The organism is Pseudomonas sp. R1-18, assembly GCF_051132095.1.
Taxonomy (GTDB): domain Bacteria; phylum Pseudomonadota; class Gammaproteobacteria; order Pseudomonadales; family Pseudomonadaceae; genus Aquipseudomonas.
Window position 1 is genome coordinate 4096020 of sequence record NZ_CP071658.1, and the last position, 11436, is coordinate 4107455.

General features: G+C 60.8%; 8 protein-coding genes. 7 read left to right on the forward strand and 1 reads right to left on the reverse strand.

Annotated elements, in window-relative coordinates; translation table 11 throughout:
- Positions 1-199 precede the first annotated feature (199 nt).
- The 7 genes from pgi to J3P77_RS18815 all read left to right on the forward strand — a co-directional run bounded on the left by pgi (position 200) and on the right by J3P77_RS18815 (position 10864).
- Positions 200-1864 (forward strand): glucose-6-phosphate isomerase, encoded by a 1665-nt coding sequence (pgi, locus tag J3P77_RS18785; RefSeq protein ID WP_434678064.1) that lies wholly within the window; start codon positions 200-202, stop codon positions 1862-1864.
- 267 nt (positions 1865-2131) lie between these two features.
- Positions 2132-4069: an acetate--CoA ligase gene (acs, locus tag J3P77_RS18790; RefSeq protein WP_434678065.1), complete on the forward strand. Its 1938-nt coding sequence runs from the start codon at positions 2132-2134 to the stop codon at positions 4067-4069.
- 52 nt (positions 4070-4121) lie between these two features.
- On the forward strand, positions 4122-4988 hold the full coding sequence (locus J3P77_RS18795) for an oxygenase MpaB family protein (protein ID WP_434678066.1): 867 nt from the start codon (positions 4122-4124) through the stop codon (positions 4986-4988).
- 128 nt (positions 4989-5116) lie between these two features.
- Positions 5117-6295 (forward strand): acetyl-CoA C-acetyltransferase, encoded by a 1179-nt coding sequence (locus J3P77_RS18800; RefSeq protein WP_434678067.1) that lies wholly within the window; start codon positions 5117-5119, stop codon positions 6293-6295.
- A 150-nt stretch (positions 6296-6445) separates the two neighbouring features.
- Positions 6446-7462: a class I SAM-dependent rRNA methyltransferase gene (locus J3P77_RS18805; RefSeq protein ID WP_434678068.1), complete on the forward strand. Its 1017-nt coding sequence runs from the start codon at positions 6446-6448 to the stop codon at positions 7460-7462.
- A gap of 110 nt (positions 7463-7572) precedes the next feature.
- Positions 7573-10533, forward strand: a complete 2961-nt coding sequence (locus J3P77_RS18810) for a DUF748 domain-containing protein (RefSeq protein WP_434678069.1) — start codon at positions 7573-7575, stop codon at positions 10531-10533.
- Between the two features lie 31 nt (positions 10534-10564).
- Positions 10565-10864, forward strand: coding sequence for a DUF2845 domain-containing protein (locus J3P77_RS18815; RefSeq protein ID WP_434678070.1), 300 nt, complete (start codon positions 10565-10567; stop codon positions 10862-10864).
- A gap of 136 nt (positions 10865-11000) precedes the next feature.
- Here the strand turns inward: J3P77_RS18815 and J3P77_RS18820 are convergent, their stop codons facing one another.
- Complete coding sequence (locus J3P77_RS18820; protein ID WP_434678071.1) at positions 11001-11351, reverse strand: BON domain-containing protein; 351 nt, start codon at positions 11349-11351, stop codon at positions 11001-11003.
- Between the last annotated feature and the right edge of the window lie 85 nt (positions 11352-11436).

Here is an 11436-nt window from a genome sequence, read left to right on the forward strand (position 1 = left end):
ACAGGTGCTTGCATGCCCTTCATCATTCGAGAAGCAAAACCCGGCCATTGATGTGTGAAATAGTACCGGGCTCAAGTACGGCAAGGCGCAGACAAACGGTCAGACGGAAGGTAGTCTCCGTGACGTTGCCAGATTTCGAGTCAGTGGCCTCGCTTCAAAACGTTAAAAGACAGTTCAAAGCCAAAGGAAACCCGCAGCGATGGCGTACTACCGCACTCCTTCCGATGTGACCGCTCTGCCCGCCTGGCAAGCGTTGAGTCAACACCGTCAAGCCATGCAGGATTTCAGCATGCGCGAAGCGTTCGCCGCAGATCCACAGCGCTTCAACCAGTTCACCCTCAGCAGTGCCGGTCTGTTTCTGGACTACTCGAAGAACCTGATCACCAGCGAAACCCGCGACCTGCTGGTGCGCCTGGCCGACGAAGTGGGTCTCAAGGACGCTATCAAGGCCTTGTACGACGGTGAACTGGTCAACTCTTCCGAAGGCCGCCCTGCCCTGCATACCGCCCTGCGCCGTCCGGTTGCCGACAAGCTCAAGGTCAACGGCGTCGACGTGATGCCCGACGTACACCGCGTGCTGAACCAGATGACCGAGCTGGTCGGGCGCATTCACGACGGGTTGTGGCGCGGTTACACCGAAAAGCCGATCACCGACGTGGTGAACATTGGCATCGGCGGCTCGTTCCTGGGCCCGGAACTGGTTTCCGAAGCTCTGCTCGCTTACGCCCATAAAGGCGTGCGTTGCCACTACCTGGCGAATATCGACGGCAGTGAGTTCCATGAACTGTCGATGAAGATCCGCGCCGAGACCACGCTGTTCATCGTTTCCTCCAAATCCTTCAATACTCTGGAAACCCTGAAGAACGCTCAGGCCGCTCGCGCCTGGTATCTCGCTCAGGGCGGTTCGGAAGCCGAGCTGCACCGTCACTTCATCGCCGTGTCCAGCAACAATGCGGCGGCTGTGGCGTTCGGCATTCGTGAAGAAAACATCTTCCCGATGTGGGACTGGGTAGGCGGTCGTTACTCGCTGTGGTCGGCCATCGGCCTGCCAATCGCGCTGGCGATCGGCATGTCCAACTTCAAGGAACTGCTGTCCGGTGCCTACACCATGGACCAGCATTTCCAGAGCGCGCCGTTCGAGCAGAACATGCCGGTGCTGCTTGGCCTGCTGGGCGTGTGGTACGGCAACTTCTGGGGTGCGCAGAGCCATGCGATTCTTCCGTACGACCACTACCTGCGTAACATCACCAAGCATTTGCAGCAGCTGGACATGGAATCCAACGGCAAGACGGTACGCCAGGACGGCACGCCTGTTTCGACCGATACCGGCCCGGTGATCTGGGGCGGCGTGGGCGCCAACGGTCAGCACGCTTACCACCAGTTGCTGCATCAAGGCACTCAGTTGATCCCGGCCGACTTCATCGTGCCGATCGTCAGCTTCAACCCGGTCGCTGACCATCATCAATGGCTGTACGCCAACTGCCTGTCGCAGAGCCAGGCCCTGATGATGGGCAAGACCCGCGCCGAGGCCGAAGCCGAGTTGCGTGACAAGGGCTTGCCCGAAGATCAGGTGCAGAGCCTTGCGCCCCATAAAGTCATTCCGGGCAACCGTCCGAGCAACACGCTGGTGGTCGAACGCATCAGCCCGCGCCGCCTTGGCGCGCTGGTGGCGATGTATGAACACAAAGTGTTCGTGCAAAGCGTGGTGTGGGGGATCAATGCCTTTGACCAGTGGGGTGTGGAACTGGGCAAGGAAATGGGCAAGGCCGTGTATCAGCGCCTGACTGGCGGCACCGACGAGCCGGCGGACGACGCCTCGACCCAAGGCCTGATCAACTACTTCCGCGGCCGTCATCGCGGTTGATATAGATCTCTCCCTGTACCGCCCTCTTCGCGGACAAGCGGATCGCCGCCCGGTCCGCTCCCACGGGTTCCAAACAACACCTGTAGGAGCGGACTTGTCCGCGAAGCTTAGGTACAAGCACAACATCTTCGTTGGCTTTACCGGCCTTTTCGCGGACAAGCAGATCGCTGCCCGGTCCGCTCCCACGGATTCCTACAGATTCAGCCCGCCCCCACATGTTGTGCGCAGTCCGCCTATTCTTATGATTCCAAGAATAAGGAGGCGGTCATGTTCGACATCAGCGCGTTTCCCAAAGCCGAAGCGGTGCGACAGGCCGCGCAGTTAAGCCAGGCTGACTACCGGCGTCTTTACCAGCAATCCATTGAGCAGCCTGATCAGTTCTGGGCCGAACAGGCGAAAGCGTTCCTGGACTGGTCAACACCCTGGACCGAAGTGCAGCATGCCGACCTGAAGACGGGCCAGGCGAGCTGGTTCAAGGGCGGCAGACTCAACGTCAGCGTCAATTGCATCGACCGACACCTCAAGAACCGCGGCGACCAGATCGCGATCATCTGGGAAGGCGACAACCCTTCCGAATCCGCTGAAATCACCTATCGCAAACTTCGTCACCATGTCTGCCGCCTGGCCAACGTGCTCAAAAGCCGAGGCGTGAAGAAAGGTGACCGGGTGTGCATCTACATGCCGATGATTCCCGAAGCCGCCTACGCCATGCTGGCCTGTACACGGATTGGCGCGGTGCATTCGGTGGTGTTCGGCGGCTTCTCGCCGGATGCGTTGCGCGACCGGATCCTGGACGCGGACTGCCGCTTCGTGATTACCGCTGATGAAGGCGTGCGTGGCGGCAAGTACATCCCGCTCAAGGGCAACGTCGACAAGGCCCTGCAAAGCTGCCCGAATGTCGGCACAGTGCTGGTGGTGCAGCGGACCGAAGGCGAGGTCGAGTGGGTTCAGGGCCGCGATCTCTGGTATCACGAAGCGCTGCACGGAATCAGCGAGGATTGCCCGGCCGAGCCCATGGATGCCGAAGATCCGCTGTTCATCCTGTACACGTCCGGCAGCACCGGCAAGCCAAAGGGCGTACTGCACAGCACCGGCGGTTATCTGCTCCAGGTCGCGATGACCCACAAGTACGTGTTCGATTATCGGGACGGCGAGGTGTTCTGGTGCACTGCAGACGTCGGCTGGGTGACCGGTCACAGCTACATTGTGTATGGACCGCTGGCCAACGGCGCGACCACGCTGATGTTCGAAGGCGTGCCCAATTACCCGGACGCGTCGCGCTTCTGGAAGGTCATCGACAAGCATCAGGTCAACATCTTCTATACCGCGCCAACCGCCTTGAGGGCCCTGATGCGCGAAGGCCAGAAACCGCTGCAGGACACGTCGCGCGAAAGCCTGCGCCTGCTGGGCAGCGTCGGCGAGCCGATCAACCCGGAAGCCTGGGAATGGTATTTCCGCGAAGTCGGCAACGGCCGTTGCCCCATCGTCGATACCTGGTGGCAGACCGAAACCGGCGGCATCATGCTGACCCCGCTGATCAGCGCCAGCCGCATCAAGCCGGGCTGCGCCACCGGGCCATTGTTTGGTGTACAGCCGGTATTGCTTGATGAGCAGGGCAAGGAAATCGACGGGCCCGGCAGCGGCCTTCTGGCGATCAAAGCCAGTTGGCCGGGGCAGATTCGCAGCGTTTATGGCGACCCGCAACGTATGGTCGATACCTACTTCAAACCCTACCCCGGTTACTACTTCACCGGCGACGGAGCACGCCGCGACGAAGATGGCGACTACTGGATCACGGGCCGGGTGGATGACGTGATCAACGTTTCAGGCCACCGCATCGGCACCGCCGAGGTGGAGAGCTCTCTGGTGCTGCACAACAGCATCGCCGAAGCCGCCGTGGTCGGTTACCCCCATGACGTCAAGGGCATGGGGATCTATGCGTTTGTCACACCCATCAACGATATCGAGCCGAACGAGGCACTGAAGAAAGAGTTGCTGGACCACGTCAGCAAGGAGATCGGCAGTTTCGCCAAACCCGACATGATCCAGTGGGCGCCAGCGTTGCCCAAGACCCGCTCGGGCAAGATCATGCGCCGCATTCTGCGCAAGATCGCGTGTAACGAACTGGACAGTCTGGGTGACACGTCGACACTGGCCGACCCGAGCGTGGTGGAGGATCTGATCGACAAACGCTTGAATGGCTGAGGCAGGCGAGGCATGGTCATGGCCGTGCCCGCTGTTTCAAACATGAGAGCCCATGGAATTCATTCGCAGCCGTATCGAAAGCCAGGTTATCAACCTGACCGGATTGTCACTGGGCCAACTGGATCTGGAAAACCCCAAAGGCGACCCCGGCCTGTTCGGGCCGGATTCGGTCTGCTGGCGGGTCCACGGCGACTTCACCAGCATGCTCATCGGCGGAATCGCCGCGCTTATGCTGCAAGCGCTGCATCCGCTGGCTCTTGCCGGAGTGTGGGACCATTCCAACTTTCGCCAGGACATGCTGGGCCGGCTGCGCCGCACCGGACAGTTTCTGTCGGGCACCACCTTCGGCTCTACCCGCGATGCCGAATGGCTGATCGACAAGGTGCGCACCATTCACCTGCAAGTGGTAGGGACAGCGCCTGATGGCCGGGCATATGCCGCCAGCGATCCGGAGCTGCTGACCTGGGTCCATGTCGCTGAGGTCAGCAACTTTCTGGCGGCCCATCTACGCTATCTCAACCCTGCAATGTCGCTGACCGATCAGGACACTTACTACGCAGAAACCGCACTTGTCGCGGAGCGACTCGGGGCTCGCGATGTGCCGCGATCCCGCGAGGCGGTAGCGAAATACCTGACGGATATACGCAGCCAGTTGGTATGCGACGCGCGCAGCCGCGAGGTGCTGCGCCTGCTGCTTACCGAACCGGCGCCCAATCGACTGACCAGGCCGTTTGGCGCTTTGATGATGCAGGCCGGTATCGATCTGCTGCCGGACTGGGCCAGCGCAATGCTCGGCGTTCAGCAGGGCACTCTGCACCGTCGGCTGATCCGGATCGGCGTCGGCACCAGCGCACCGGTATTGCGTTGGGCGGTACGCGACGGGTCGAGCCATCGAGCGAAACGACGAATGGGCCGTTGAAACAGGCAAAAAGTGACCGACGGGTTCGCAGTTGGAACCCGCGCCCCCATCTATGACACCATGAGCGACTTGATCGCCACGGGCAAACGTCCACCGCCCGACCTCCAAAAACAATGAGGATCAGCACCATGCAAGATGTCGTTATCGTTGCCGCCACGCGTACCGCCGTGGGCAGTTTTCAGGGCGCACTGGCCAGTGTTCCCGCCGTTGATCTGGGCGCCGCCGTGATTCGCCAGCTCCTGAACCAGACAGGTGTGGATGGCGCTCAGATCGATGAAGTCATCATGGGTCAGGTGCTGACCGCCGGGGCTGGTCAGAACCCCGCGCGTCAGGCCGCTATCAAGGCCGGTCTGCCGTTTGCCGTTCCTGCGATGACGCTCAACAAAGTGTGCGGTTCAGGCCTCAAGGCCCTGCACCTTGCGACCCAGGCCATTCGTTGCGGCGACGCCGAGATCATCATCGCCGGAGGCCAGGAGAACATGAGCCTGGCCAATTATGTCATGCCCGGCGCCCGTACCGGTCTGCGCATGGGCCACGCGACGATGGTCGACACCATGATCAGCGACGGCTTGTGGGACGCGTTCAACGATTACCACATGGGGATCACTGCCGAGAACCTCGCGCAGAAGTACGAAATCAGCCGTGAAGCGCAAGACGCGTTCGCTGCGCTGTCGCAGCAGAAGGCTGCAACGGCCATTGAAACCGGACGCTTCGCCGATGAAATCACTCCGATCCTGATCCCGCAGCGCAAGGGCGAGCCGCTGTCTTTCGCGGTTGACGAACAGCCTCGGGCCGGTACCACTGCCGAGTCGCTGAGCAAGCTCAAGCCCGCTTTCAAGAAAGACGGCACGGTCACGGCGGGCAATGCGTCGTCGCTCAACGATGGCGCGGCTGCCGTGATGCTGATGAGCGCCGCCAAAGCCCAACAGCTGGGCCTGCCGGTGCTGGCGCGAATTGCCGGTTACGCCAATGCGGGCGTTGATCCGGCCATCATGGGCATCGGCCCGGTCAGCGCGACCCGTCGCTGCCTGGACAAGGCCGGCTGGACGCTCGGCGAGCTGGACCTGATCGAGGCCAACGAAGCGTTCGCGGCCCAGTCGCTCTCGGTGGCGCATGAACTGGATCTGGACCCTGCCAGGCTCAACGTCAACGGCGGCGCCATTGCCCTCGGCCACCCGATTGGCGCGTCGGGCTGCCGGGTGCTGGTCACGCTGCTGCATGAAATGATCAAGCGCGACGCACGCAAAGGCCTCGCCACACTATGCATCGGTGGCGGCCAGGGCGTAGCGCTGGCGCTGGCGCGCTGACGCCATCCCGCCGCGAGTTGCCTGGTCGCGGGCAAGCGCGCTCCTACGGGTCCCGGCCTGCGGGAGCGCACTCGTCGTTCGCGATAAACGGTGATACGGGCTGACAGATGTTAAACTCCCGCGCCTTCATTTCGTGCCAAGGCGCTTTGTATGTCTCCCTTGAATCAGGCGCTCAGCGTCGCTCTTGATAACCGCCAGTCGTTGCTCAGCGAGCTGCATACACAGGGTACGGACTGTTATCGCCTGTTTCATGGCAGCCAGGAAGGCGCAAGCGGCCTGACCATCGATCGCTATGGCCCGCAACTGCTGGTCCAGAGCTTTCACAGCACTCTGGATCGCGACGCCCTGCTCGGCCTTCACGCGCAAGTGAACACCTTTCTCGGCCTCGACACTCTGCTGGTCTACAACGATCGCTCGCGAGGCAACTCACGCGTTGACCGCGAGGACCCGGTGTACAAGGCCCAAGAGGCTGCGTTGCAGGATCTGGTCGGTCACGAGTGGGGTCTCAACTACCGGGTACGCGGTCGCCACCCAGGGCAGGACCCTTTGCTGTTTCTCGACCTGCGTAATACGCGCGGCTGGGTGAAAGCCAACAGCGCCGGCAAAAGCGTACTCAATCTGTTCGCCTACACCTGCGGCGTCGGCCTGAGCGCGGCAGCGGGCGGCGCGAGCGAGGTCTGTAACCTGGACTTCGCCGAAGGCAATCTGGCGGTGGGTCGTGAAAACGGTGCGCTGAACCCTGAGTTGCCTGCAATGGAATTCATCCAGTTGGACTACTTCCCCGCGATTCGCCAATTGGCCGGCCTGCCGGTCGCCGCGCGTCGCGGTCAGAAACTCCCCAGCTATGTGAAACTGGAGCAGCGCCAGTACGACGTGGTGCTGCTGGACCCACCGGCCTGGGCCAAAAGCGCGTTCGGCACTGTCGACCTGCTTCGCGATTACCAGAGCCTGCTCAAACCGGCGCTGCTGACCACCGCTGACAACGGCACGCTGATCTGCTGCAACAATCTTGCAAAAGTCAGCATGGAAGACTGGCGTGAGCAAGTACTGCGTTGCGCGAGCAAGGCCGGTCGCCCGGTCCGTGACTGCGCGGTGATGCAGCCAGCCGCTGACTTCCCGTCGCTGGATAACCAGCCACCGTTAAAAACGCTGATCCTGAGGTTCTGACTCATCCCGCAATTTAGGAACTTTCCTACCTCCCCCGAGGGCGTTGCCTTTGGAACCGAGTGGGCGTGCCATACTCCAAGCACCTCCGAAAGAGAGAGACGACGCCCCCCATGTCCAAAGGTTTGATACGCACGATCGGCACACTGCTCGCCCTTTTCGTGCTCTACAGCTTGCTGGGATTCTTTATCCTGCCCGGTGTCGCCCTCCGCATCGCCAACCAACAGCTGGCTGATTACGCCACCGTTCCGGCAAAGCTGGAACGGCTGGAGCTCAATCCCTACACACTCGAACTCACAGTATGGGGATTGAACATCGGCGAGCCCGGCAAGGAGCAGATCGGCTTCGAGAAGCTCTATGCCAATCTGCAGATCGACAGCCTGTGGAACCGCGCTCTGCACTTGCAGCAGGTTGAGTTGGTCAAGCCCAGGACCGAGGTGTTGTTCGACAAACAGGGCAAGCTGAATCTGGCGCAGCTGTTCAAGCTGCCCGCCAGCGATCCCGGCCCGCAGGAGCCCGCAGGCAAGCCTTTCCCTTTGCGCATCGATCAGATCAGACTCGCCGACGGCTACCTGCATTTCCAGGATGTGCGGCCGAGCGATCCCATCGAGTTCCTCTACGACTCGCTCAACTTCGAGCTGACCAATCTCAGCACGCTTTCGGAAGACAACGCCGACATGACGCTGGTCGCGGCCGGCCCGAATGGCGGGCAGATCGACTGGGTCGGGCGCATCAGTCTGGTGCCGATCACCTCCGAAGGTAAGCTCAAGATCACCGACGGCAAGATGAAGCTGTGGTGGCCTTACGTACGTGACGCCCTTCCCCTGGCGCTGAAGGATGGCGTGCTGAACTTCAGCACGGCATACAAGCTCAATCTGGCCAAGGAGACCGAGCTGCAGCTTACTGGCGCTTCCGCCAGCATCGCCCCGTTCGCGCTCGACACGCCGGACGGTCGACCGCTGGTGCGCCTGCAACGGCTGGAGGTGAGCGATACGACGGTCGACCTGGCAAAACAGAAAGTGACAGTCGGCAAAATTCGCAGCCAGAAGCTTGAAACCTGGGCTGCCCGTGAAGCTGATGGCCAGCTTGATTGGCAGAAGCTTTTTGCCAGCTCCCCGGCCAAGCCCTCGGCACCGAAAAAGCCGAAGGTCGATGAAAAGGCAGCCGAATCGCCCGCCGTCACTGAAACGACCGCCCAGGCAAAAGCCCAGCCTGTCGCCGCCGACAAGCCTTGGCAGGTAATGCTGCAGGATGTGCAGCTGCGCGATTATCAGGTCCACCTGGCTGACCGGGTGCCCGCCGAACCGGTCCTTCTGGATATCGGTCCGCTGAACCTGGATATGCAGAACTTCGACAGCCTCAATACCAGACCCTTTAACCTCAAACTGGATACCGGCTTTGGCAAGCAGGGCCGTCTTTCCGCCACTGGCGACGTAAACCTCGCACCGGTCAGCGCGCGGCTGAATGTGACGACCAAGGATGTCGACCTTCGCGTCGCCCAGGCCTACATCACGCCTTTTATCCGCCTGGAATTGCGCAGCGGCATGCTGGACGGTGATCTGGCGGTCAATCTGCAAGGCACTGAGCCACTCGCACTGAATGTGACCGGCAAAGCCAGGGTCAACCAGCTGCACACGCTCGACACCCTCAAACAGCGTGATTTCGTCAGATGGCAGCAATTGGAGCTCGAAGGCCTCGATTACCGACACGGGCAGAGTCTGGCGATATCCAGGGTCAATCTGGATCAGCCGTACGCCCGCTTCATGATCAACGACGACCGCAGCACCAACGTCGACGATTTGCTGATACCTCAGCCTGCCGATCAACAGGCCAGGCCCGAGCCACGCAAGGCAGCCGCGCAAGACAAGCCGCTGGCGATCCGCGTCGGTGAGGTGAATATCAAGAACGGCTCGGCAAACTTCGCGGACTTTACCCTTACACCCAATTTCGCCACCGCCGTGCAACAACTCAATGGTCGCATCGGTACCATCGACAACAGCCAGTCCCGGCCGGCGCCAGTCGACATCGAGGGCAAGGTCGACCGTTATGCGCCGGTTACCATCAAAGGCAGCGTCAACCCATTCGACCCCATGGCGAGTCTGGACATCGCCACCAGCTTCAAACGCGTCGAGCTGACCACGCTGACGCCTTACTCCGGCAAGTTTGCCGGATTCCGGATTCGCAAGGGCCGTCTCAATCTGGACCTTCATTACCTGATTACCGAAGGCAGACTCAAAGCCCAGAACAAGGTGCTGGTCGAGCAGTTGCAACTGGGTGAAAGGGTCGACAGCCCGGACGCCGTGGATTTGCCGATCCGGTTGGCTGTAGCTCTGCTCAAGGATTCGCAGGGACGCATCACCATCGAGCTGCCGGTTGAAGGCGACCTCAATAATCCACAGTTCAGTGTCATGCCCATCGTCTGGCAGACCTTGCGCAATCTGGTCGTGCGTGCCGCCACCGCGCCGTTCAAGATGCTGGGCGGACTGGTCGCCGGGGGAAGCTCCGAGGACCTCGGCACAGTGAGTTTCGCCCCAGGCTCCAGCGAGCTCGGCCCGGACACCCAGAAGGCGCTGGACAAGCTGTCAGCCGCTCTCAAGGAGCGCCCGAGCCTGCGTCTGGAAATCGAAGGCACCAGCGCCGCCGCCAGCGATGGACCGTTGATCGCGCAGCAACGTCTGGAGCGTGAATATCAGTACACGTACTACAAGATTCTGCAGCGGCGCGGCGAGAAAGTACCGGCTCGCGCAGGCCTGCTGGTGGTGCCAGAAGACGAGAAGTCGCCGATGCTGGAAGGCATCTACCGGGCGCGCCTGAAGCAACAGCCGCCAGCGCAGTGGCAGGACCTTGGCAAAGAGGAGCGCTCGAACCAGATGCGCGCCGCCGTGCTCAAGTTCTGGAGCGGCAATGAAGCGCTGCTGCGTGAGCTGGGACAGGAGCGGGCCAGCAGCATCAAGGACTACCTCGTGCAGAAGGGTCAACTGGAAGACGAACGTGTGTATTTTGTGGACGCGCAACTGGGTCAGGCGCAGCCGGACGGACGCGTCATCAGCCCACTGCATCTGGACAGCGAGTAACCTTTTGAGCCGACAACGAACACCACATTTGATGATCATCGCCCTGGCAAGCATGGGCTTCGCTGCGGCGCTGAATGTTCAAGCCGCAACGCTTCGCTGCGGCAGTCAGCTGGTCAGCACCGGAGATCATCTGTTCGAAGTCGAGCGCAAGTGCGGAACACCCGCCAGCCAGGCAATAGTCGGCACGCAGGAGACGTTCAACAACACGTACCGCAAATCCGAACAGGTGCAGATCGAAGAATGGATCTACGGTCCGGACCACGGCATGTACCAGTACTTGCGGTTCATCGGCGGGCGCCTGACCGAGATTACCAGCAAGCGCGGTAACTGAGCCCGGCGATCTTTTTCCTGCACAAATAGAACAGGCCCCGGTGGTAAGCCGGGGCCTGTGGTTGCTACGTCCCTGTAGCCCTTCGCATGAACTTCCGTAGGTCAACAGACATCAGGTGTTCATAGCCGAATCAGAATTATTCTGCTTTCAGGCCATCAGCCGATACAGCCTTCACGCCTTTGATTTTCTTGGCGATAGCAACGGCAACGTCCTTCTGAGATTCGGTTACGGCAACTGTCGAGGACAGGGAAACCACGCCTTTGTTGGTTTCAACCTTGATATCCGAACCAGGGACGCCTTTCTCGGTGACGAGGTCAGCTTTGACTTTGGTGGTGATCCAAGTGTCGGACACTTCTTCTTTCGCCTGGGTAACTTCACCAGCTGCCAGCATCATCGGCGCCTGGGCGGTGGTCTGAGCGAAAGCAGCGTTAGCCATGGTCAGAGTCAGAGTAGTAGCAGCGGCAGCAGCGATAACGAACTTCTTCATACGATAACTCCTGTTTTTCTCGGAATCTGCGCCAGCGAATGGCTGCAGGGTTGAGAGATATATCGCAAGCGCTGTGCCAGCTTTG